This window comes from Pseudomonas sp. Emmai, assembly GCF_055179735.1.
Genome location: NZ_CM143685.1, coordinates 2257213 through 2279898, shown reverse-complemented (window position 1 = coordinate 2279898; position 22686 = coordinate 2257213). Strand labels below are relative to the sequence as shown.

Here is a 22686-nt window from a genome sequence, read left to right as displayed (position 1 = left end):
GACCGAATGGATGAATTTTCAAAGCTGCAAAGAAAGGCGCCACACCAGAGCGCCGACCTAAGAAAAAAAACGTGGAACCACCTACTTTTTGGGAGCAACCGAATGAAACGTACGTGCACCAGCCTGATGCTCGCGGGATCCTTGCTGGCCGGGGGCCAAGCGATGGCCGGCGACCTGCTGCAATGGCAGAACAACAGCCTGACCTACCTGTATGGCAAGGACTTCAAGGTCAACCCGCACATTCAGCAAACCGTCACTTTCGAGCACGCCGATGCCTGGAAATATGGGGATAACTTCCTGTTCATCGACAAGATCTTCTACAACGGTGACAAGGACTTCAACAACGGCCCGAACACCTATTACGGTGAGTTCCAGCCCCGCATTTCGTTGGGCAAAGTCCTGGACCAGAAGATCGAATTCGGCCCGATCAAAGACGTCTTGCTGGCGATGACTTACGAGTTCGGCGAAGGTGATTCCGAGTCTTACCTGATCGGCCCGGGTTTCGACCTGGCGATTCCCGGTTTCGACTACTTCCAGCTGAACTTCTACCAGCGCCATCCTGATGGCGATCGTCCAGGCAACAACGTCTGGCAGATCACCCCCGTCTGGTCCTACACCATCCCGGTCGGTGACTCGAACATCCTGATCGATGGCTACATGGACTGGGTGGTCGACAACGACAAAAACGCCCGTGGCGAATACCACGCCAACCTGCACTTCAACCCGCAGGTCAAATACGACCTGGGCAAGGCGCTGAATTTCGGCGAGAAGCAGTTGTACGTCGGTGTGGAATACGACTACTGGAAGAACAAGTACGGGATTGATGACACCAACGCGTTTACCACCAACCAGAACGTGACGAGCTTCCTGGTGAAGTTCCACTTCTGATGAGCTGAAGACAAGAGACCGCAGCTGCTGTCCGCCACGTGCGCATCCGGGGTGGGTGGGGGTTGTGGTCTTTTGTTTGTGGTGTCCGGGAGGACGTCTTCGCGGGCAAGCCTCGCTCCTACAGGTTTTGTATCGTTCGGGGATTATGTGAACGACACAAAACCTGTAGGAGCAAAGCTTGCTCGCGATAGCCACACCGCCAATCTCAAGCGGCGATCACCGGCTCCGCCAACCCCAAAAACCGGCACAACTCATCGCGCTTGGCCAACGCATCCCGCCGCCCGAGATCAATCAACTCGCTGCAATACCCCGCCTCGAACAGCAGATAACTCAACACCCCCGCCCCGCTGGTCTTGGTCGCACCCGGCCCGCGCAGGAACAGGCGTAACGCTGCCGGCAATTCCTGGCGATGCCGCGCGGCAATCTCGTCGATTGGCTGGCTCGGCGAAATCACCAGTACTTCCACCGGCGCCACGCCCAGGGCACGGGTCGGCGTGCCATCGGGCATCAAGTGGCTGAACTGATTCAGACGCTGCAACAGCTCGATATCGCTTTCCAGGCTGTCAATGAACGTGCTGTTGAGCATGTGCCCGCCAATCTGCGCCAGGGTCGGCTGCTGGCCGGTGTAGGCCCGTTGCAGCGGTTGTTCCGGGTCGACCCCGCGCGGGTTGCCGCTGACACCCACCACCAGCACCCTGCTCGCTCCCAGGTGCAGGGCCGGGCTGATCGGTGCCGACTGGCGCACCGCGCCATCGCCGAAAAACTCTTCGCCGATCTTCACCGGGGCGAACAACAACGGAATCGCCGAGCTGGCCAGCAAGTGTTCAACGGTCAATTGGGTCGGCACGCCGATCCGGCGATGGCGCAACCAGGCGTCGATGGTGCCGCCGCCCTGATAGAAGGTGACCGCCTGGCCGGATTCGTAACCGAACGCGGTCACCGCCACCGCCTGCAACTGCTTCTGCGCGATGGCCTCGGCGATGCCGTTCATTTGCAGTTTGTCGTTGAGCAAGCCACGCAGCGGCGAACTGTTGAGCAATGCCACCGGCACCTGGGCGCCGATGCCGAGCAAACTGTGGCTGACAAAGCGGCTGGCCTGGTGGATCACGCCGGGCCAGTCGCTGCGCAACACCAGATGACTGCGCAAGCCTTGCCAGAACGCGGTCAGGCGCTCGATGGCGCCGCGAAAGTCCATCGCCCCACTGGCCAGGCTGACGGCGTTGATCGCCCCGGCCGAGGTGCCGACGATCACCGGGAACGGATTGTCCGCGCCCGGCGGCAGCAATTCGGCAATCGCCGCCAGCACGCCCACCTGATACGCCGCTCGAGCCCCGCCGCCGGAAAGAATCAACCCTGTAACCGGTTCAGCTGGGCGCATCGCAACACTCCATGGTGCTTAAGGGGATCGGTGGTTCAACCGCGTTTTGCGTAGAGTTTCGGCTCGCCGGGCGGACGGCTCTTGAAGCGGCGATGGGCCCAGAGGTATTGCTCCGGGCAATCGCGCAAGGCGCCTTCGACCCATTGATTGATGCGCAGGCAATCGGCCTCTTCGGTCTCGCCGGGGAAACCTTCGAGCGGCGCATGGATCACCAAGCGATAACCACTGCCGTCCGCCAGTCGCTCCTGGGTGAACGGCACCACCAGCGCCTTGCCCAACCGCGCGAATTTGCTGGTGGCCGTGACGGTCGCCGCCTGAATCCCGAACAGCGGCACGAAGATACTTTGCTTGGCGCCATAGTCCTGATCCGGTGCGTACCAGATCGCCCGGCCCGCCCGCAGCAACTTGAGCATGCCGCGCACGTCGTCGCGTTCTACCGCCAGCGAATCGAGGTTGTGCCGCTCGCGTCCGCGACGCTGGATGTAGTCGAACAATGGGTTCTTGTGTTCGCGGTACATGCCATCAATGGTGTGCTGCTGACCGAGCAATGCCGCGCCGATTTCCAGCGTGGTGAAATGCACAGCCATCAGAATCACGCCCTTGCCGTCGCGTTGGGCTTTTTTCAGATGCTCCAGGCCTTCGACATGGGCCAGTTTGGCCAGACGCTGGCGCGACCACCACCAACTCATGGCCATTTCGAAGAAAGCGATGCCGGTGGAGGCGAAGTTTTCCTTGAGCAGGCGCTTGCGCTCCTCGGCGGACTTTTGCGGGAAACACAGCTCAAGATTGCGCTTGGCGATGCGCCGTCGGTCGCCGGCCGCCCGGTACATCAAGGCACCCAGGAGGCGGCCGACTCGCAGCAACGCCGGATACGGCAACTGGACAATCAGCCACAACAGCCCCAGCCCGCACCACAGCGGCCAGAAACGTGGAGAAAGAAAGGCGGGACGAAAACGCGGGCGATCCATTAAAGCTTCCGGAAAGACGATGGCCGCGCATTCTACATCGTTCGACCCGGCTTGCGGCCTGCGGGCGTTCTCGTTATAAGTCTCGGCACTTTTAGTGACAAGCCGTTGTATGCCGACCATGAGCCAAACCGAACCGCTAGACCAAGATCCTGTGTTCCAGTTGAAGGGCAGCATGCTCGCCATTACGGTGCTGGAACTGGCCCGTAACGACCTCGAGAACCTCGATCGACAACTGGCCGCCAAGGTTGCCCAGGCGCCGAATTTCTTCAGCAATGCGCCGCTGGTGCTGGCCCTGGACAAACTCCCGGCCAGCGAAGGCGCCGTCGATTTGCCGGGCCTGATGCGCGTGTGCCGTTCCCATGGCCTGCGCACCCTGGCGATCCGCGCCAGCCGCATCGAGGACATCGCCGCCGCCATCGCCGTCGACCTGCCGGTGCTGCCGCCGTCCGGTGCCCGTGAGCGGCCGCTGGACCCGAACGAAGGCGTCGTGGTGAAAAAGCCGGAAAAACCACCGGAACCGACGATTAAACCGACCAAGGTAATCACTTCGCCAGTACGTGGTGGCCAACAGATCTATGCCCAGGGTGGCGATCTGGTCATCGTTTCGTCGGTCAGCCCGGGGGCGGAACTTCTCGCCGATGGGAACATCCATGTATACGGCCCGATGCGCGGTCGTGCACTGGCCGGGGTCAAGGGCGACACGAAAGCGCGGATTTTCTGCCAGCAGATGAGCGCCGAACTGCTCTCCATCGCTGGTCATTACAAGGTTTCCGAGGACCTGCGGCGCGATCCGTTGTGGGGCTCGGGCGTACAAGTCAGCCTGTCGGGCGACGTGTTGAACATCATTCGGCTTTAACGGATACTGCCGCATTTTCCAAGCATCTCTAAAACGTAGCGAAAACGGCTCAAACGAAGTAGGAAAAAGGCCAAAAGCAGTGCTTACCGCCGGTAAATGCCGCCCAGGACCGGATTCCAGCCAAGGCTGTCCGACTGCAGTAGTTTTTCAAGAGATGTTTTTCAGGGGCTAAAAGTCCTTTTTCCTTAGGGGTGAAACACCTTGGCCAAGATTCTCGTGGTTACATCCGGCAAGGGTGGTGTGGGTAAGACCACCACCAGCGCCGCTATCGGTACCGGCCTCGCTCTGCGCGGCCACAAAACAGTGATCGTCGACTTCGACGTCGGTTTGCGTAACCTCGACCTGATCATGGGTTGCGAACGTCGCGTGGTGTATGACTTCGTCAACGTGGTCAACGGCGAAGCCAACCTGCAACAAGCCCTGATCAAAGACAAGCGCCTGGAAAACCTCTACGTACTGGCCGCCAGTCAGACCCGCGATAAAGACGCGCTGACCGTCGAAGGCGTGGAAAAGGTTCTGATGGCGCTGAAAGAAGACTTCGATTTCGTGGTCTGCGACTCCCCGGCCGGCATCGAGAAAGGTGCTCACCTGGCCATGTACTTCGCTGATGAAGCGATCATCGTGACCAACCCGGAAGTTTCCTCGGTACGTGACTCGGACCGCATGCTGGGCCTGCTGGCCAGCAAGTCCCGTCGCGCCGAACGGGGTGAAGACCCGATCAAGGAACACCTGCTGTTGACCCGCTACAACCCGCAACGCGTCAGCGACGGCGAAATGCTCGGTGTTGAAGACGTCAAAGAGATTCTGGCCGTGACCCTGCTGGGCGTCATCCCGGAATCCCAGGCCGTACTGAAAGCCTCCAACTCCGGTGTGCCCGTGATTCTCGACGACCAGAGCGATGCCGGTCAGGCATACGGCGATGCGGTCGACCGCCTCCTTGGCAAAGAAAAGGAACATCGTTTCCTCGATGTGACGAAGAAAGGCTTCTTCGAGCGCCTGTTTGGAGGTAAATAATGAATCTTTTTGACTTCTTTCGTGCCAGTAAAAAGGTTAGTACCGCGTCGGTAGCGAAAGAGCGTCTACAGATCATCGTGGCGCATGAACGCGGCCAGCGCAGTACCCCGGACTACCTGCCAGCCTTGCAGAAGGAACTGGTGGAAGTGATCCGCAAGTACGTCAATATCGGGTCCGATGACGTGCACGTCGCCCTGGAAAACCAGGGTAGCTGCTCGATTCTGGAACTCAATATCACCCTGCCAGATCGCTAGTCGATCCGGCGGGAGCCACGGCGGCTCAGACCTGCGCCCCGCGTAGGAGCAAAGCTTGCTCGCGATAGCATCACCTCGGTTTACCAGATGGACCGAGTTGCCTGCATCGCGAGCAAGCTTTGCTCCTACGGGGTGCAGGGTTCTGAGCCGCCGTTGGCGTTTGTTACGAGGCTGTTTTAATGCCGTTGTCCAACGTCCACATCATCCATCAGGACGACGCTGTCCTGGTGGTGAACAAACCGACCCTGTTGCTCTCCGTCCCTGGCCGGGCCGACGACAACAAGGATTGCCTGATCACCCGCCTGCAGGAAAACGGCTACCCGGAAGCGCGTATCGTCCATCGCCTGGACTGGGAAACCTCCGGCATCATCCTGCTGGCCCGTGACCCGGATACCCATCGCGAACTGTCTCGGCAATTTCACGACCGCGAAACCGAAAAGGCCTACACCGCCCTGGCCTGGGGTCAGCCGGAACTGGACAGCGGCAGCATCGACCTGCCCCTGCGCTACGATCCACCGACCAAGCCACGGCATGTGGTGGACCACGAATTCGGCAAGAACGCCCTGACGTTCTGGCGCGTGCTTGAGCGTTGTGGCGACTGGTGCCGTGTCGAGCTGACGCCGATCACCGGCCGCTCCCATCAGCTGCGGGTGCACATGTTGTCCATCGGCCATCCGCTGCTGGGTGACGGGCTCTACGCCCACGAGCAGGCCCTGGCTGCCTGGCCGCGCCTGTGCCTGCACGCGAGCATGCTCAGCTTCACCCATCCTCAAACCGGCGAACGCTTGCGTTTCGAGTGTCCGGCACCGTTTTAAGCACTGCCTGACAAGCAGTCGCCCGCTTTAAGAAATAAGGATACCGATCCGGATGCGTTGTACCGATCCCCTGGCAACACCCGTCAAGAAAACCCGCAACCAACTGCTTTACCTGATCTACGGCAACCAGGACGTTTACCGCCGCGAAGCCAAGTTCAGCATCTTGACCGCACTGTCCCACGCCAAAAACGGCAAGTGTCCCAGCATCCGAATCCTCACGGACCGTCCCGAGGACTATGTTGGCTGGCCGGTCGATACCGTATTTCTGAGTCAGGAAACCCTGACCCAATGGCAGGGCGAAAACGGCTATCACCACCGCCGCAAGGCCTGCGCGATTGCCGCCGGCCTGAAGCTTGCGGAAAAAACCCTGTTCGTCGATACCGACACGCTGTTCACCAGCGACCCGAACCGGATTTTCAGCCAGATTCAGCCTGGCCAATACCTGATGGATCGCTTCGAGTACGACTGGAACTACGTCTGCGAGCGCCCCGAATACCAGAAGCTCGGCGCGTGCCTGGACGCCCACGGCATCACCCCGACCAACGGTTTCAAGCTGTACAACAGTGGCCTGTGCGGCGTGACCGACCGTGACGGCGCCCTGTTCGACCAATCCATCCGGTTGATCGACGAATGGACCCGGGACGGCTTCGACATCCACACCATCGAGCAGATTGCGTTGTCGTTCGCGATGCGTAACAAGCCCGTGGCTGAGGCGAAAAAGTACATCTATCACTACTTCGCCGAAAAACGTTTCTTCCATGCGATGGTTGCCTATTTCTTCTCCCGGCATGGCGAGCAGTTCAGCCAGGATCTGGTTGAGCTTTGCCGTGACGTGCCGCGGGTCAAACCGTTTCCGTCGGCCTGGCAGCGGCTGAAAATCAAATGGAAGTTGCGCCACCAGAACGGCGCGCTGCGCAAGGTTGGTCGCGACTTGCTGTATGGCAGCGCCGCACCGGAGGGGGCGTATTACGGGGCTTGCCGCCATGAATGGTGGGAATGCGCCTCGCGGGAAATCCTGCGTTGGGACAAGAACAGTCAGAAAAAGCTGTTGAACGCCCGTAATCGCTGGCCGGAGCAATTGCCCAAACCGGACAAATCCGAAGATGAACGGGTGATCATGCAGTACCTGAAAAAACGCGTCGAGGCCGCCGGCTGACGTCGGCGACACACGTCATGCCCAAAGCCCCAGGCCAATACGTTAAACTCCCGCCCATTGCTGTCTGGAGTTTCTTATGCGCGAAGAGTTGAACCAAGGCCTGATCGACTTCCTCAAGGCCTCCCCTACCCCGTTTCATGCCACTGCCAGCCTGGTCCAGCGTCTGGAAGCGGCAGGTTTTGCGCGTCTTGACGAGCGTGAGCCGTGGACCGTCGAAACCAACGGTCGTTACTACGTCACCCGTAACGACTCCTCAATTGTCGCGTTCAAGATGGGCCGTCACTCGCCCCTGCACGGCGGCATCCGCCTGGTCGGCGCCCACACCGACAGCCCCTGCCTGCGGGTCAAGCCGCAGCCGGAACTGCAACGCCAGGGTTTCTGGCAATTGGGCGTCGAAGTCTATGGCGGCGCGCTGCTGGCACCGTGGTTCGACCGTGACCTGTCCCTGGCCGGGCGCGTGACCTTCCGCCGCGACGGCAAGGTCGAGAGCCAGTTGATCGACTTCAAGGCACCGATCGCTACGATCCCGAACCTGGCCATTCACCTCAACCGTGAAGCCAACATGGGCTGGGCGATCAACGCGCAAACCGAGTTGCCGCCGATCCTCGCGCAATTCGCCGGTGACGAGCGCGTGGACTTCCGCGCCGTGCTCACCGACCAACTCGCCCGCGAACACGGGCTCAACGCCGACGTGGTGCTCGACTACGAGCTGAGCTTCTACGACACCCAGAGTGCTGCGGTGATTGGCCTGCATGGCGACTTCATTGCCGGTGCGCGCCTGGACAACCTGCTGTCGTGCTACGCCGGCCTGCAAGCGTTGCTGACCACCGAAACCGACGAAACCTGCGTGCTGGTGGCCAACGATCACGAAGAAGTCGGTTCCTGCTCGGCTTGCGGCGCCGATGGCCCGATGCTGGAGCAGACCCTGCGTCGCCTGCTGCCTGAGGGTGATGAATTCGTACGCACCATTCAGAAATCCCTGCTGGTCTCGGCGGACAACGCCCACGGCGTTCATCCCAACTACGCCGACAAGCACGACGCCAACCACGGCCCGAAACTCAACGCCGGCCCGGTGATCAAGGTCAACAGCAACCAGCGCTACGCCACCAACAGCGAAACCGCCGGGTTCTTCCGCCATCTGTGCATGGCCGAAGAAGTCCCGGTGCAAAGCTTCGTGGTGCGCAGCGACATGGGCTGCGGCTCGACCATCGGCCCAATCACCGCCAGCCACCTGGGCGTACGCACCGTGGACATCGGCCTGCCGACCTTCGCCATGCACTCGATCCGCGAACTGTGCGGCAGCCACGACCTGGCGCACCTGGTCAAAGTGCTGAGCGCGTTCTACGCCTGCCGCGAGCTTCCATAACCCGGGAATTGTGAAAAACCTATGTGGCGAGGGGGCTTGCCCCCGTTGGGATGCGCAGCATCCCCAAACCATCCAATGCGTTCCGCCTGACAGACCGCAGTGACTGGATTGACGACTGCTTCGCAGCCGAACGGGGGCAAGCCCCCTCGCCACAAGTGATTCAATTTTGATACCCCCCTCCACCGGTCGCCGAAAAGCCACCTAGACTTAAGTTATCCCCTACGACAAGGCAGTCGCCATGATCTCGATGTCCTCGTTCCACGCGATGCTGATCCCGATTCTCGTCGGCATGATCATGCTGGCCATCGGCTTCAATTTCCGCGACAAGAACGCCGGCGTGTTCGCCATGTGGCTCGGCATGCTGATGATCCTGGCCACCGTGGTTTACAAGATCCTGGCCAAACTCAACGAATAAATCCGCGCGCCCGGCTCGCATTGATTTTGACGGGCTCGTACACTCGGCCGATCCGCTCTTCCCGAGGTTGACCGCCTAGTGTTCGCTCGTCTTTTTGCCCTGCCCTGTTTACTCCTTGTCTGCCTCATGACGCTGCTACCGATGACGCCTGCCCAGGCAGTCAGTCTGCCGGGGCTGCTCAACAATTCAGCGAAGGCCCAGCCCGAAGCCCAGGAACCCCTGGGCCAATCCCTCGACGAAGTGATCAAGTCCCTGGAGAACGACCAGCAGCGCACCAAACTGCTGGCGGACCTGAAGAAGCTGCGCGATGTCACCAAAAAAGCCCAGCCCACCGCCGAGCAAGGCGTACTCGGCTTGATCGGCGGCAGCCTGGCCAGTTTCGAAAAGCAGTTTTCCGGTGCCGATAGCCCGATAACCCGCTGGTCCGAAGAATTCGACCTGGCCAAGGAAGAACTCTCGGCGCTGATGCTGCCGGCCAACGAATGGCTGCCGATCATCTTTGCCTTCGCCATGATCCTGATGGTCTGGAGCCTGCTGGCCGCCGCGCTGATCTGGGTCAGTCACCGGGTGCGCCTGCGTTTCGGCCTGACCGAAGAACTGCCGCAACACCCCAAGGCCCTCGACATGCTGCGCTTCGCGTTGCGCAAACTCGGGCCGTGGCTGATTGCCCTGGTGATGACGGTTTACATGACCTACGCGCTGCCCTCGTCTCTGGGTAAAAGCCTGGCGATGGTGCTGGCTTATGCGCTGGTGGTCGGCACCTGTTTCTCGGCGATCTGCGTGATCGCCTTTTCCGTGCTCGACGGCCCGCACCGCCATCGCGCCTTGTACATCCTGCGCCATCAGGCGTTCCGCCCACTGTGGCTGATCGGCAGTTTCGCCGCGTTCGGCGAAGCCCTGAGCGACCCGCGCCTGGTGGCCAGCCTCGGTAGCCATCTCGCGCACACTGCTGCGACGGTGGCCAATGTGTTGGCCGCATTGTCCACCGGGTTGTTCATCCTGCGCTTCCGTCGGCCGATCGCGCATTTGATCCGCAACCAGCCGCTGTCCCGGCGCCTGACCCGCCGCGCCCTCAGCGACACCATCGATATCCTCGGCACCTTCTGGTACGTGCCGGCGCTGGTGCTGGTGTGCATTTCGCTGTTCGCCACGTTCATTTCGGCGGGCGATACCAGCACCGCGTTGCGCCAGTCGCTGATCTGCACGGTGTTGCTGGTGTTGTGCATGGTCATCAACGGGCTGGTGCGCCGGCACTCGCTGAGGCCACAACGGGGTGTGAAGCGCCATGCGTTGTATTCCGAGCGTCTGAAAAGCTTCTGCTACACCCTGGCCCATCTGTTGGTGTGGCTGGTGTTTATCGAGCTGGGTTTACGGGTCTGGGGCATGTCACTGATTGCCTTCACCGAAGGTGAGGGCCATGAAGTCAGCGTCAAGTTGTTCAGCCTGGCCGGCACGCTGATTTTCGCCTGGCTGATCTGGATCCTCAGCGACACCGCCGTGCACCACGCCCTCACCCGCTCGCGCAAAGGCCTGGCCAATGCCCGGGCGCAGACGATGATGCCGCTGATCCGCAACGTGCTGTTCGTGGCGATCTTCATCATTGCGCTGATCGTCGCCCTGGCGAACATGGGCATGAACGTCACGCCACTGCTGGCCGGTGCCGGTGTGATCGGTCTGGCCATCGGTTTCGGTGCGCAGTCGCTGGTCGCAGACTTGATCACCGGGCTGTTCATCATCATCGAAGACTCCCTGGCCATCGACGATTACGTGGACGTCGGCGGTCACCTGGGCACCGTCGAAGGCCTGACCATCCGCACCGTGCGCCTGCGGGACATCGACGGCATCGTCCACACCATTCCGTTCAGCGAAATCAAAAGCATCAAGAACTACTCCCGGGAATTCGGCTACGCAATCTTCCGGGTGGCGGTGCCCTCCAACATGGACATCGACGAAGCAATCAAACTGATGCGCGAAGTCGGCCAGAAAATGCGCACCGATCCGCTGCAACGGCGCAACATCTGGTCGCCGCTGGAGATCCAGGGTGTCGAGAGCTTCGAGTCCGGCAACGCGATTCTTCGCGCCCGGTTCAAGACCGCGCCGATCAAGCAGTGGGAAGTGTCCCGGGCGTTCAACCTGTCGCTTAAACGGCATCTGGATGAGGCGGGGCTGGATTTGGCGACGCCGCGCATGAGCGTGCAGGTGATGACAGCCGGCGGCGGGCAGCAGAAGGAATAGCACTTAGGCGCGAGGTTCGGGTCACAGGCAAGGCAGCCAGAAAAACAATAACCAAGGAGAAACCCGATGCAGCTCACACGCATTGCCCAGACAGTTTTGCTGACCCTCCTCGCCGGCCATGCCGGCGCCGCAACGCTGGAGAGCGCCCGCGAGCAAATCGCCGTCCAGGCCAAGGCGCTTGAACCCGAATTGCTGGAAACCCGCCGTGACATCCACGCGCACCCGGAGCTGGGCAACACCGAAAAACGCACGGCGGAACTGGTGGCCAAACAACTGCGGGCCATGGGCCTGGAGGTCAAGACCGGCGTCGCCCGCACCGGCGTGGTCGCCATCCTCAAAGGTGCCCTGCCCGGCCCGACCGTGGCCCTGCGCGCCGACATGGATGCGCTGCCGGTCAAGGAAGTCTCGGACCTGCCCTTCGCCTCGAAAGCCAAAGGCACCTACCTCGATAGAGAAGTCGACGTAATGCACGCCTGCGGCCACGACGCCCACACCGCGATCCTGTTGAGCACGGCGAAAATCCTCAGCGGCATGCGCGACACCCTGCCCGGCACCGTGGTGTTCTATTTCCAGCCGGCCGAAGAAGGCCCGAGCGACTTCATCCCGGATGGCAAAAACACCTGGGGCGCGAAGATGATGATCGAGGAAGGCGTGATGAAATCGCCCAAGCCAGACGCAGTCTTCGGCCTGCACGTCTGGGCCGGCGTCCCCGCCGGTCAGATCGCCTACCGCCCCGGCCCGACCCTGGCCAGCTCCGACGACCTGCGCATCAAGATCCTCGGCAAACAAACCCACGCCGGTCGCCCCTGGGATGGTATCGACCCGATCACTGTCGGCGCGCAAACCATCGTCGGCCTGCAAACCGTGGTCAGCCGCCGCACCGATATCTCCTCTTATCCGTCGGTGGTCAGCATCGGCACCATCAACGGCGGCACCCGCTACAACATCATTCCCGAGTCCGTGGACATGACCGGCACCATCCGCTCCTACGACTACGGCATCCGCCAGAAACTGCATGCCGACGTGCGCCAGACCGTTGAGAAAATCGCCGAGAGCGGCGGCGCGAAGGCTGAAGTGACCATCATCGAGAAATACGACCCGACGATTAACAACCCGGCGCTGACCGAGAAGATGCTACCGACCCTGCGCTGGGCCGCGAAAGATGACGTGGTGCAAGGGCCGCTGGTGGGTGGCGCGGAGGACTTTTCGTTCTATGCCAAGGAAACGCCGGGGCTGTTTGTGTTTCTCGGGGTCACACCGCGGGATCAGGACATGAGCAAAGCGGCGCCGAATCATAATCCGGGGTTCTTTGTCGATGAGTCGGCGCTGGGGGTTGGGGTGCGGACGTTGGCTTCGCTGGCGACTGATTACCTGTACGCCAACACCAAACCCTGACGCCTTTGTAGGAGCGGGGGCTTCACACGACGTCGACACCCACATGAATCGCATCGTGGCGCCAAAACTCCAGGTCACAATCGATCAACCGCTCATGCTGATCGTAATTGACCCGGGCAATCCTCAAGCCCGGGCTCCCCACTGACACCCGAAGTGCCGCCGCCGCATCCACCGACAACGACGTCGGCACAATCTCGAACCTCACCCGCCCGTAGTGCAAATCGTAGTGCCGCGCATACAGCTCGGTAATCGACTGATTCAGATCGAAGTCGAGAATCCCCGGAAAATACTGCGGGTTCAGGTAGTGCTCCACGTACAACACCAGTCGCCCATCGATCCGCCGGGCCCGGCAAATCTGGATCACGCTGGACAACGCCGGCAGTTGCAACCAGGCGCAAACGGCCGCCGATGCCGGCTGCAAACGCGCGGAAATCACCTCAGTCGAAGGCACCCGCCCCTGGGCGCTGACCATCGCGTGAAAGTGGCTGCGCTGCATCAGGTTGTAGGCCAGGCGCGGCGGCGAGACGAACCAGCCCCGGCGCTCCTCGCGATAAATCTGCCCTTGGGCTTCCAGTTGCAACAACGCTTCGCGCACGGTAATCCGCGTGGTACCGAACAACTCACTGAGCTTGCGCTCGGCCGGCAGCTTGCTCCCAGCCGCCAACAGGCCGTGATCGAGTTGTTCCTGCAGGACCTGGCCAATGGCTGTCACCGCTTTTGTTGCCTCATCGCGCATCAACGTTACCTATCTGGACTAGACCAGCACTGTTTCGGGGCAGAACCGCACGGCAAAACCGGCTCGTTTCAACATTCTGCAAGCCTAGGCAGTGCAGATGACTGAGAGATGACAGCTGCCCAACGGTCATCCCCAACGCCGGTCAAAACCTTGCAATACATCGGCCAAGTGCCTTGCCCTGCGGGCCTTCACCCATGGTCTACGCTTACCGGGCACCCGCCAATTGCGGGCAAATAAAAGTCCTGAAGGGCGACCAGCGACATGAAAGTGTCATGCAGTCCCCTTAAATTGGCTCAGGTATTGCTGACCTAGACCAACACAACCGCAATCGCAGCGTTGAAAACGCCCAAAGGAGCTTCGGATGAAACAGCTTTTCCTGGCATCACTGTTAGGCTCGACCATTGCCATGTGCACCGCCGCCATGGCTGCTGATACGGATTTGAAAACTCTGGAAGCCGCTGCGAAAGCGGAAGGCGCCGTCAACAGCGTCGGCATGCCCGATGACTGGGCCAACTGGAAAGGCACCTGGGAAGACCTGGCCAAGAACTATGGCCTCAAGCACATCGACACCGACATGAGCTCGGCCCAGGAAATCGCCAAGTTCGCTGCGGAAAAAGACAACGCCAGCGCCGACATCGGCGACGTCGGTGCCGCCTTCGGCCCGATCGCGGTCAAGCAAGGCGTGGTGCAACCTTACAAGCCCTCCACTTGGGATCAGGTTCCAGACTGGGCGAAAGACAAGGATGGCAACTGGGCACTGGCCTACACCGGCACCATCGCATTCATCGTCAACAAGAAGCTGCTGCACGGTTCCGATGCCCCAACCAAATGGGCTGACCTCAAGACCGGCAAATACAAGGTGTCCATCGGTGACGTAAGCACCGCCGCCCAGGCCGCCAACGGCGTACTGGCCGCAGCATTGGCCAACGGTGGTGACGAGAAAAACATCCAGCCGGCCCTGCTGCTGTTCGCAGACATCGCCAAGCAAGGTCGCCTGTCGATGGCCAACCCGACCATCGCCACCATGGAAAAAGGCGAGATCGAAGTCGGCGTGGTCTGGGACTTCAACGGCTTGAGCTACAAAGCCAAGATGGCCAACCCGGATGACTACACCGTGCTGATCCCGTCCGATGGTTCGGTGATTTCCGGCTACACCACCATCATCAACAAATACGCGAAGAACCCGAACGCCGCCAAGCTGACCCGCGAATACATCTTCAGCGACGCCGGCCAGATCAACCTGGCGCGCGGCAACGCCCGTCCGATCCGCGCCGAGCATCTGCAACTGCCGGAAGACGTGAAAGCCAAGCTGCTGCCGAACGAGCAGTACAAAAACGTGACGCCGATCAAAGATGCCGACGCGTGGGAAAAAACCTCCAAGGCCCTGCCGCAGAAGTGGAACGAAGAAGTCATCGTCGAAATGAAATGATGCTTTAGATCCTGTAGGAGCGAGGCTTGCCCGCGAAGACGGACTGACATTCAACATTGATGTTGGCTGAAAGTGCGCCTTCGCGGGCAAGCCGGATCGCCGCACCGCTCGCTCCTGCAGGTTTCGTTGATATCCAATGTTTTGCGGAGTTTTGCCCCTATGAAGCACAACGTCATCCTTGTCGTGCTCGACGGCCTCAATTACGAGGTCGCGCGCCACGCCATGGGGCATCTGCAGGCTTACGTCGGCGCAGGACGCGCAGCGCTCTACAAACTGGAGTGCGAACTGCCGGCCCTGTCCCGACCGCTGTATGAATGCATCCTGACCGGCGTTACGCCGATCGACAGTGGCATCGTCCACAACAACGTCTCGCGCCTGTCCAACCAGCGCAGCATCTATCACTACGCCCGCGACGCCGGCCTGACCACCGCCGCGGCGGCTTATCACTGGGTCAGCGAGCTGTATAACCGCTCGCCGTTCGTGGCCGCCCGGGACCGTCACACCGACAACCCGGAACTGCCGATCCAGCACGGTCACTTCTACTGGAGCGATCACTACCCCGATTCGCACCTGTTCGCCGACGCGGAAAACCTGCGCCTGCGCCACGCGCCGAACTTTCTGTTGATCCACCCCATGAATATCGACGACGCCGGGCACAAGCACGGCCTCGACACCGCGCAATACCGCAACAGTGCGCGCTCCGCCGACATCATCCTCGCCGATTACCTGCAAGGCTGGCTCGACGCCGGTTACCAGGTGCTGGTGACCGCCGACCACGGCATGAACAACGACCGTTCCCACAACGGCCTGCTGCCGGAAGAACGGGAAGTGCCGCTGTTCGTCCTCGGCGATGCCTTCAGCTTCAACGCCGGCGCCGCGCCGAAACAGACGGACATCTGCGGCACCGTCTGCGAACTGCTGGGCGTGGCCCACGACAAACCTGTGTGCCGGGAGCTGCTCAAGTGAATTCCATCCTCCGCGGCAAATGGCTGGCAGCGTTATGCCTGGTGCCCTTCGCACTGTTCTTTATCGTGTTCGAGATCGCCCCGCTGGTGTGGGTGATGATCAACAGTCTGCAATCGGAAGAGTTCGGCTGGGGCATCGAAAACTTCACCAAAATCTTCAGTTCGAAGTTCTACCTGCAGGCGATCCAGTACAGCCTTGAGATCAGTTTCTGGTCCAGCGTATTCGGGATCATCATCGCGGTGCTCGGCGCCTATTCCCTGCGCCGGGTCGACTCGAAACTGCGCAACTTCGTCAACGCCTTCGCCAACATGACCAGCAACTTCGCCGGCGTGCCACTGGCCTTCGCGTTCATCATTCTGCTGGGCTTCAACGGCAGCTTCACGATCATGTTGAAACAGGCCGGGATCATTCAGGATTTCAACCTGTACTCGAAAACCGGGCTGATCATTCTCTACACCTACTTCCAGATCCCCCTCGGCGTGCTGCTGCTCTACCCGGCCTTCGACGCGTTGCGTGAAGACTGGCGCGAGTCCGCCGAACTGCTCGGCGCCAATGGCTGGCAATACTGGCGCCACATCGGCTTGCCAGTGCTGACCCCGGCGCTGCTCGGCACGTTCGTAATCCTGCTGGCCAACGCCCTGGGCGCCTACGCCACGGTGTACGCCCTGACCACCGGCAACTTCAACGTGCTGCCGATCCGCATCGCGGCGATGGTCTCCGGCGATATTTCCCTTGATCCGAACCTGGCCAGCGCCCTTGCCGTGGTGCTGGTGGCGTTGATGACCCTGGTGACCATCGTGCATCAGCTGCTGTTGAAGAGGAGCTACCATGTCTCGCGCTGAATTAGGGCCTGCGGGTGTCTACCACCGGGTCGTGGTGTACCTGTTGTTTGCCATTCTGTTGCTGCCACTCGCCGGGACGTTGATCTACTCGATCGCCAGCAGTTGGTCGGCGACCATCCTGCCCAGCGGCTTCACCTTCAAATGGTATGTGCAGCTGTGGAGCGATCCGCGCTTTCTGCATGCGTTCGGGCAGTCATTGCTGGTGTGCGTCGGTGCGCTGATTCTGTCGGTGGTGCTGATTCTGCCGCTGCTGTTCGTGGTGCATTACCACTTCCCCAAACTCGATGCGCTGATGAACATCCTGATCCTGCTGCCCTTCGCGGTGCCGCCGGTGGTGTCGTCGGTGGGGCTGTTGCAGCTGTATGGTTCCGGGCCGTTTGCCATGGTCGGCACGCCGTGGATCCTGATCGGTTGCTACTTCACCGTGGCGCTGCCGTTCATGTACCGGGCGATCACCAACAACCTGCAAGCGATCAACCTGCGCGACTTGATGGACGCCGCGCAGCTGCTCGGCGCCAGCACCTTTCAAGCGGCGTTCCTGGTGGTGCTGCCGAACCTGCGCAAGGGCTTGATGGTGGCGTTGCTGCTGTCGTTCTCGTTCCTGTTCGGCGAGTTCGTGTTCGCCAACATCCTCGTCGGTACCCGCTACGAAACCTTGCAGGTCTACCTCAACAACATGCGTAACAGCAGCGGCCATTTCACCAGTGCGCTGGTGATTTCCTACTTCTTCTTTGTGCTGGTTCTGACCTGGGCGGCCAATATCTTGAACAAGGACAAAAGCGAATGAGCTATGTCAGCGTCCAACACCTTCAAAAGAATTACGCGGGCACCACGGTGTTCAGCGACATCAACTGCGAGATCCAGAAGGGCGAATTCGTCACCCTCCTCGGCCCGTCCGGTTGCGGCAAGTCCACGCTGCTGCGCTGCATCGCCGGCCTGACCTCGGTGGATGGCGGCCAGATCCTGCTCGATGGCGTCGACATCGTGCCGCTGAGCCCGCAGAAACGCGGAATCGGCATGGTGTTTCAGAGCTACGCTTTGTTCCCGAACATGACCGTGGAACAGAACGTCGCTTTCGGGTTGCGCATGCAAAAGGTCAACGCCGACGACAGCCACAAACGCGTGGCCGAAGTGTTGAAACTGGTCGAGCTCAACGACTTTGCCGGTCGCTATCCGCACCAGATGTCCGGTGGCCAGTGCCAGCGCGTGGCCCTGGCTCGCTCGCTGGTCACCCGGCCACGGCTGTTGCTGCTGGATGAGCCGTTGTCGGCCCTGGATGCGCGGATTCGCAAGCACCTGCGCGAACAGATCCGTGCGATCCAGCGCGAACTGGGCCTGACCACGATCTTCGTCACACACGATCAGGAAGAAGCCCTGACCATGTCTGACCGGATTTTCCTGATGAATCAGGGAAAGATCGTACAAAGCGGCGATGCCGAAACCCTCTACACCGCGCCAGTGGATGTGTTCGCCGCCGGTTTCATCGGCAACTACAACTTGCTGGACGCCGACGCCGCTTCGAAGCTGCTGCAACGGCCGATCAGCCACCGCATCGCGATTCGCCCGGAGGCCATTGAACTGAGCCTCAACGGCGAACTTGACGCGCAAATCCGCAGCCACAGTCTGTTGGGTAACGTGATTCGCTACCGGGTCGAAGCCCGGGGCGTGGAATTGGTGGTGGATGTGCTGAACCGCTCGGCGGCCGATCTGCATCCCGATGGTCAGCGCCTGGCACTTTCCATCGATCCGACGGCCCTGTGTGAGGTGGCTTGAATCCAGCGGCAAGCTTCAAGCTGCCAGCTTCAAGTTGTAGACTGCTGACCACCTAAATTCACGCTTGCAGCTTCAAGCTTGTCGCTTGAAGCTGTTCTCGAAGAGAACCGCCCCAATGGCTTTGGCAATTTTTGATCTGGACGAAACCTTGATCCACGGCGACTGCGCCACCCTCTGGAGCGAACAGATGGGCCGGCTGGGCTGGGTCGATCCCGAGTCGTTCATGCGGCAGAACAACGAACTGATGGACGCCTACAGCCACGGCAAACTGCGGATGGAGGACTACATGACCTTCAGCCTGGAGCCGATGATCGGGCGCACGCCGGAAGAGGTCGATCACCTGGTTGGCCCTTGGGTGGAAGATTTCATCGAGCCGATTATCTTCAGCGACGCCACCAAAACCATCGCCGCCCACCGCAAGGCCGGCGACCGGATCCTGGTGATCTCGGCGTCGGGCACGCACCTGGTGCGGCCAATTGCCGATCGCCTGGGAATCGACGAGATTCTCGCGATCGAACTGGAAGTGGCCCATGGCGTTTATAGCGGGCACACCGTCGGCACGTTGACCTACCGCGAAGGCAAGATCACCCGGTTGCTGGAATGGCTGGATGCGGAAGAGGAAAACCTCGAAGGCGCGAGTTTCTACTCGGACTCACGCAATGACTTGCCGTTGTTGCTGAAGGTGGACTTCCCGCATGTGGTGAACCCGGACCCGGTGTTGCTGGAGCATGCCCAGAAGGCCGGCTGGCCGATCCACCTCTGGAAATAACCTCCGCCTGATCGTTCTCACGCTCTGCGTGGGAATGCCTCAATGGACGCTCTGCGTCCGCTGTTGGGACGTGGAGCATCCCGGGCTGCATTCCCACGCGGAGCGTGGGAACGATCAGTGACGAGGGTTAGGTCAGGCTTTCATCAATCACCAAGACCAACTTCCCTGACACCTTGTTGCTCGCCAATTCCGCAAACGCCGCTTCGGCATCCTTGATCGGGAACGCCCTGGCCAACTGCGGCTTCAACCGCCCTTCCGCAAACAACGGCCACACATGCTGGCTCAGGTCACTGAACAGATCCGCCTTGAACTGATCGTCACGGCTGCGCAGCGTCGAACCGAGAAACTGCACGCGCTTGCCCAGCACCTGCGCCAGATCCAGTTTCGCCTCGCGCCTGCCCATCAAACCGATCAACACCCAGCGACCATCCAGCGCCATCAGCTTGAGATTCAGCGCCGCGTAATTGCCGCCCACCGGATCCAGGATCACATTGAACGGCCCCAGGTCACTCAAGCTCTCCAGGTCCACGGTGCGCACCACCCCACCCTGGGCGCCCAGCGCTTCGCAGTACGCCAAACGCTCGGCGGAGCCGACGCTGACCCAGCACGGGCTACCAAACGCCTTGCACAACTGAATGGCGGCTGAACCGATTCCACTGGCCCCGGCGTGCAGCAGAACTTTCTCACCGGGTTTGAGGCCAGCCAGATGAAATAAATTTAACCAAACAGTCGCATACACCTCGGGCAACGCCGCCGCCTCGGCCAACGACAAACCTTCGGGCACTGGCAGCACATGCCGTCCGTCGACTACCACCTCTTCGGCCATCCCGCCCCCGGCCAGCAAGGCGCAGACCCGGTCCCCCACCTGCCAGGACGAGCCCGCGCCGACCTCGCTGATCACCCCCGAACACTCAAGACCCAGCACCTGACTGGCTCCCGGCGGTGGCGGATAAAGCCCGGCTTTCTGTAACAAATCGGCGCGATTGAGACCCGCTGCCGCCACTCGGATGCGAACTTGTCCTACATCGCATGTAGGACTCGGCTCTTCAACCCACTCCACTTGACCGTCAACGCCTTGCAATGCTTTCACAGTGCCTCCATAGTGAGTCTGGACTGAGCCCGTAGCTGTAGCGCCGGGCTTTCTTGCATTATGTGACCGGCCCTTTGTGGAACCGGCGACTTCAAAGACGGCCTAATATGCGTGATCAATTGTCCCCGCGTCGAATCAGCATGAAGCAACTGTTTCCCAGCACCGCCCTAGCCCTATTTATCGGTATCGGCTTACTGCCGTTGTCGAGCAATTCGTTTGCAGCCAATAGCTGGGACAACCTTCAGCCTGATCGTGACGAAGTAATCGCCAGTCTGAACGTCGTCGAGCTGCTCAAGCGCCATCACTACAGCAAGCCGCCGCTCGATGACGCGCGCTCCGCGATCATCTACGACAGCTATCTCAAGCTGCTGGATCCGTCGCGCAGCTACTTCATGGCCAGCGACATTGCCGAATTCGACAAGTGGAAAACCCAATTTGACGACTTCCTCAAAAGCGGCGACCTGAATGCCGGGTTCACCATCTACAAGCGCTACCTGGACCGCGTCAAAGCGCGTCTGGACTTTGCCCTTGCCGAGCTGAACAAGGGCGTCGACAAAATCGACTTCACCACCAAGGAAACCTTGCTGATCGATCGCAAGGATGCCCCGTGGCTCAAGTCCACCGCCGAGCTGGACGACCTGTGGCGCAAACGCGTCAAGGACGAAGTGCTGCGCCAGAAGATATCCGGCAAGGATTCCAAGCAGATCCAGGAAACCCTGACCAAGCGTTACAAGAACCAGTTGGCGCGCCTTGACCAGACCCGTCCGGAAGACATCTTCCAGGCGTACATCAACACCTTCGCCATGTCCTACGACCCGCACACCAACTATCTGTCACCGGATAACGCGGAAAACTTCGACATCAACATGAGCCTGTCCCTCGAGGGCATCGGCGCCGTGTTGCAGAGCGATAACGACCAGGTCAAAGTCGTGCGCCTGGTGCCTGCGGGCCCGGCCGACAAGACCAAAATGGTTGCCCCGGCCGACAAGATCATTGGCGTGGCCCAGGCCAACAAAGAGATGGTCGACGTGGTCGGCTGGCGCCTGGACGAAGTGGTCAAGCTGATCCGCGGCCCGAAAGGCACCGTGGTGCGCCTGGAAGTGATTCCAGCCAGCAACGCGCCGAACGACCAGACCAGCAAAATCGTGCCGATTACCCGCGAAGCAGTGAAGCTTGAAGATCAGGCCGTTAAAAAGTCGATCCTCAACCTGAAACAGGACGGCAAGGACTACAAACTCGGCGTCATCGAGATCCCGGCCTTCTACCTGGACTTCAAGGCGTTCCGCGCTGGCGATCCGGACTACAAGAGCACCACTCGCGACGTCAAGAAGCTGCTGACCGAGTTGCAGAAAGACAAGGTCGACGGCGTGGTCATCGACCTGCGCAACAACGGCGGCGGTTCCTTGCAGGAAGCCACCGAGCTGACCAGTCTGTTCATCGACAAAGGTCCGACCGTACTCGTGCGTAACGCCGATGGCCGGGTCGACGTGCTGGAAGACGAAAATCCAGGTGCGTTCTACAAAGGCCCGATGGCGTTGCTGGTCAACCGCTTGTCAGCCTCGGCTTCGGAGATCTTCGCCGGCGCCATGCAGGACTACCACCGCGCATTGATCATCGGCGGCCAGACCTTCGGCAAAGGCACCGTGCAGACCATTCAGCCGCTGAACCATGGCGAGCTGAAACTGACCCTGGCCAAGTTCTACCGGGTCTCCGGCCAGAGCACCCAGCATCAGGGCGTACTGCCGGACGTGGACTTCCCGTCGATCATCGACACCAAGGAAATCGGCGAAAGCGCACTGCCGGAAGCCATGCCGTGGGACACCATCAAAGCCTCGATCAAACCGGCGACCGACCCGTTCAAGCCGTACATCGCCGAGCTCAAGTCCGAGCATGACGTGCGTTCGGCCAAAGATGCCGAGTTCGTGTTCATCCGCGACAAGTTGGCCCTGGCCCAGAAGCTGATGGAAGAAAAAACCGTCAGCCTCAACGAAGCCGATCGTCGCAAGCAACATGCCGACATCGAAGCCAAGCAACTGGTCATGGAAAACATCCGTCGCAAGGCCAAGGGCGAAGAACCGCTCAAAGAGCTGAAGAAAGAAGACGAAGATGCGATCGCGGCCGAGCCGGACAAGATCAAGCCAGAAGACGATGCTTACCTGAGCGAAACCGGGCGAGTGTTGTTGGATTACTTGAAACTGAGCAATCAGGTGGCCAAGCACTAAGATGATGGCAATTTAATGCTGACGCTCCCCGGAGCGTCATCAAACAGTCATCATTCTGTCGTGAAATGAAGGACTGGGAGCTAGCTGCTCCCAGTCCTTTTTTTATCGCCAGAGATCGC

General features: G+C 60.4%; 21 protein-coding genes. 17 read left to right on the top strand and 4 right to left on the bottom strand.

Annotated features, from left to right (window positions below; translation table 11 throughout):
- Positions 1–102: 102 nt before the first annotated feature.
- Positions 103–888, top strand: coding sequence for an outer membrane protein OmpK (locus tag ACY4LX_RS10375; protein ID WP_149656901.1), 786 nt, complete (start codon positions 103–105; stop codon positions 886–888).
- A gap of 205 nt (positions 889–1093) precedes the next feature.
- On the opposite strand, the gene ACY4LX_RS10370 is transcribed toward ACY4LX_RS10375, so the two are convergent.
- Positions 1094–2266 (bottom strand): patatin-like phospholipase family protein, encoded by a 1173-nt coding sequence (locus ACY4LX_RS10370; RefSeq protein WP_463259830.1) that lies wholly within the window; start codon positions 2264–2266, stop codon positions 1094–1096.
- A gap of 35 nt (positions 2267–2301) precedes the next feature.
- Positions 2302–3234: a lipid A biosynthesis lauroyl acyltransferase gene (locus tag ACY4LX_RS10365; protein WP_149656902.1), complete on the bottom strand. Its 933-nt coding sequence runs from the start codon at positions 3232–3234 to the stop codon at positions 2302–2304.
- A gap of 118 nt (positions 3235–3352) precedes the next feature.
- Here ACY4LX_RS10365 and minC point away from each other — a divergent pair, with 118 nt between their 5' ends.
- From minC to ACY4LX_RS10320, 9 genes are all read left to right on the top strand, one after another.
- Complete coding sequence (gene minC / locus ACY4LX_RS10360; RefSeq protein ID WP_149656903.1) at positions 3353–4090, top strand: septum site-determining protein MinC; 738 nt, start codon at positions 3353–3355, stop codon at positions 4088–4090.
- Between the two features lie 201 nt (positions 4091–4291).
- Positions 4292–5104, top strand: a complete 813-nt coding sequence (minD, locus tag ACY4LX_RS10355) for a septum site-determining protein MinD (RefSeq protein ID WP_054049606.1) — start codon at positions 4292–4294, stop codon at positions 5102–5104.
- The gene (gene minE / locus ACY4LX_RS10350; RefSeq protein ID WP_007898843.1) at positions 5104–5358 is read left to right on the top strand and encodes a cell division topological specificity factor MinE; all 255 of its coding nucleotides are present in this window, start codon (positions 5104–5106) and stop codon (positions 5356–5358) included. The genes minD and minE overlap by 1 nt, the downstream gene beginning before the upstream one ends.
- A 179-nt stretch (positions 5359–5537) precedes the next feature.
- Positions 5538–6173 carry an RluA family pseudouridine synthase gene (locus tag ACY4LX_RS10345; protein WP_133836605.1) on the top strand — a complete coding sequence of 212 codons (636 nt, stop codon included), beginning with the start codon at positions 5538–5540 and terminating at the stop codon, positions 6171–6173.
- Positions 6174–6225: 52 nt separating this feature from the next.
- Complete coding sequence (locus tag ACY4LX_RS10340) at positions 6226–7329, top strand: hypothetical protein (protein WP_463259829.1); 1104 nt, start codon at positions 6226–6228, stop codon at positions 7327–7329.
- Between the two features lie 76 nt (positions 7330–7405).
- A complete protein-coding gene (locus ACY4LX_RS10335; RefSeq protein WP_463259828.1) occupies positions 7406–8695 on the top strand; it encodes a M18 family aminopeptidase in 1290 nt (429 codons plus the stop codon).
- Between the two features lie 238 nt (positions 8696–8933).
- A complete protein-coding gene (locus tag ACY4LX_RS10330; protein ID WP_185058280.1) occupies positions 8934–9110 on the top strand; it encodes a hypothetical protein in 177 nt (58 codons plus the stop codon).
- A 78-nt stretch (positions 9111–9188) separates the two neighbouring features.
- Complete coding sequence (locus tag ACY4LX_RS10325) at positions 9189–11345, top strand: mechanosensitive ion channel family protein (protein WP_463259827.1); 2157 nt, start codon at positions 9189–9191, stop codon at positions 11343–11345.
- Between the two features lie 66 nt (positions 11346–11411).
- Positions 11412–12740 carry an amidohydrolase gene (locus ACY4LX_RS10320; RefSeq protein ID WP_463259826.1) on the top strand — a complete coding sequence of 443 codons (1329 nt, stop codon included), beginning with the start codon at positions 11412–11414 and terminating at the stop codon, positions 12738–12740.
- 22 nt (positions 12741–12762) lie between these two features.
- Here ACY4LX_RS10320 and ACY4LX_RS10315 read toward each other — a convergent pair whose 3' ends face one another.
- Positions 12763–13476, bottom strand: coding sequence for a UTRA domain-containing protein (locus ACY4LX_RS10315; RefSeq protein WP_123510692.1), 714 nt, complete (start codon positions 13474–13476; stop codon positions 12763–12765).
- Positions 13477–13837: 361 nt separating this feature from the next.
- Between ACY4LX_RS10315 and ACY4LX_RS10310 the strand changes: the two genes are divergently transcribed.
- From ACY4LX_RS10310 to ACY4LX_RS10285, 6 genes are all read left to right on the top strand, one after another.
- A complete protein-coding gene (locus ACY4LX_RS10310; protein WP_463259825.1) occupies positions 13838–14905 on the top strand; it encodes an ABC transporter substrate-binding protein in 1068 nt (355 codons plus the stop codon).
- A 159-nt stretch (positions 14906–15064) separates the two neighbouring features.
- Positions 15065–15871, top strand: coding sequence for an alkaline phosphatase family protein (locus ACY4LX_RS10305; protein WP_463259824.1), 807 nt, complete (start codon positions 15065–15067; stop codon positions 15869–15871).
- On the top strand, positions 15868–16713 hold the full coding sequence (locus ACY4LX_RS10300) for an ABC transporter permease (RefSeq protein ID WP_149656910.1): 846 nt from the start codon (positions 15868–15870) through the stop codon (positions 16711–16713). The genes ACY4LX_RS10305 and ACY4LX_RS10300 overlap by 4 nt, the downstream gene beginning before the upstream one ends.
- Complete coding sequence (locus ACY4LX_RS10295; RefSeq protein ID WP_463259823.1) at positions 16700–17500, top strand: ABC transporter permease; 801 nt, start codon at positions 16700–16702, stop codon at positions 17498–17500. Before ACY4LX_RS10300 ends, ACY4LX_RS10295 begins: the two co-directional genes overlap by 14 nt.
- Positions 17497–18486, top strand: coding sequence for an ABC transporter ATP-binding protein (locus ACY4LX_RS10290; RefSeq protein WP_149656912.1), 990 nt, complete (start codon positions 17497–17499; stop codon positions 18484–18486). The genes ACY4LX_RS10295 and ACY4LX_RS10290 overlap by 4 nt, the downstream gene beginning before the upstream one ends.
- 115 nt (positions 18487–18601) lie before the next feature.
- Positions 18602–19255, top strand: a complete 654-nt coding sequence (locus ACY4LX_RS10285) for an HAD family hydrolase (RefSeq protein ID WP_463259822.1) — start codon at positions 18602–18604, stop codon at positions 19253–19255.
- Between the two features lie 127 nt (positions 19256–19382).
- On the opposite strand, the gene ACY4LX_RS10280 is transcribed toward ACY4LX_RS10285, so the two are convergent.
- The gene (locus tag ACY4LX_RS10280) at positions 19383–20345 is read right to left on the bottom strand and encodes an NAD(P)H-quinone oxidoreductase (protein WP_463259821.1); all 963 of its coding nucleotides are present in this window, start codon (positions 20343–20345) and stop codon (positions 19383–19385) included.
- A gap of 140 nt (positions 20346–20485) precedes the next feature.
- On the opposite strand from ACY4LX_RS10280, the gene ACY4LX_RS10275 reads away from it, so the two are divergent.
- Positions 20486–22567, top strand: a complete 2082-nt coding sequence (locus ACY4LX_RS10275) for a carboxy terminal-processing peptidase (RefSeq protein ID WP_463260578.1) — start codon at positions 20486–20488, stop codon at positions 22565–22567.
- The last annotated feature ends 119 nt before the right edge of the window (positions 22568–22686 follow it).

Bases quoted from the DNA above. Each gene is read 5' to 3' on its own strand.
- ACY4LX_RS10275 (WP_463260578.1), top strand. From the start codon at position 20,486: ATGAAGCAACTGTTTCCCAGCACCGCCCTAGCCCTATTTATCGGTATC.
- minE (WP_007898843.1), top strand. From the start codon at position 5,104: ATGAATCTTTTTGACTTCTTTCGTGCCAGTAAAAAGGTTAGTACCGCG.
- ACY4LX_RS10290 (WP_149656912.1), top strand. From the start codon at position 17,497: ATGAGCTATGTCAGCGTCCAACACCTTCAAAAGAATTACGCGGGCACC.
- minC (WP_149656903.1), top strand. From the start codon at position 3,353: ATGAGCCAAACCGAACCGCTAGACCAAGATCCTGTGTTCCAGTTGAAG.
- ACY4LX_RS10345 (WP_133836605.1), top strand. From the start codon at position 5,538: ATGCCGTTGTCCAACGTCCACATCATCCATCAGGACGACGCTGTCCTG.
- ACY4LX_RS10365 (WP_149656902.1), bottom strand. From the start codon at position 3,234: ATGGATCGCCCGCGTTTTCGTCCCGCCTTTCTTTCTCCACGTTTCTGG.
- ACY4LX_RS10305 (WP_463259824.1), top strand. From the start codon at position 15,065: ATGAAGCACAACGTCATCCTTGTCGTGCTCGACGGCCTCAATTACGAG.
- ACY4LX_RS10285 (WP_463259822.1), top strand. From the start codon at position 18,602: ATGGCTTTGGCAATTTTTGATCTGGACGAAACCTTGATCCACGGCGAC.
- ACY4LX_RS10335 (WP_463259828.1), top strand. From the start codon at position 7,406: ATGCGCGAAGAGTTGAACCAAGGCCTGATCGACTTCCTCAAGGCCTCC.
- ACY4LX_RS10330 (WP_185058280.1), top strand. From the start codon at position 8,934: ATGATCTCGATGTCCTCGTTCCACGCGATGCTGATCCCGATTCTCGTC.
- ACY4LX_RS10295 (WP_463259823.1), top strand. From the start codon at position 16,700: ATGTCTCGCGCTGAATTAGGGCCTGCGGGTGTCTACCACCGGGTCGTG.
- ACY4LX_RS10370 (WP_463259830.1), bottom strand. From the start codon at position 2,266: ATGCGCCCAGCTGAACCGGTTACAGGGTTGATTCTTTCCGGCGGCGGG.
- ACY4LX_RS10340 (WP_463259829.1), top strand. From the start codon at position 6,226: ATGCGTTGTACCGATCCCCTGGCAACACCCGTCAAGAAAACCCGCAAC.
- ACY4LX_RS10375 (WP_149656901.1), top strand. From the start codon at position 103: ATGAAACGTACGTGCACCAGCCTGATGCTCGCGGGATCCTTGCTGGCC.
- ACY4LX_RS10310 (WP_463259825.1), top strand. From the start codon at position 13,838: ATGAAACAGCTTTTCCTGGCATCACTGTTAGGCTCGACCATTGCCATG.
- ACY4LX_RS10320 (WP_463259826.1), top strand. From the start codon at position 11,412: ATGCAGCTCACACGCATTGCCCAGACAGTTTTGCTGACCCTCCTCGCC.
- ACY4LX_RS10315 (WP_123510692.1), bottom strand. From the start codon at position 13,476: ATGCGCGATGAGGCAACAAAAGCGGTGACAGCCATTGGCCAGGTCCTG.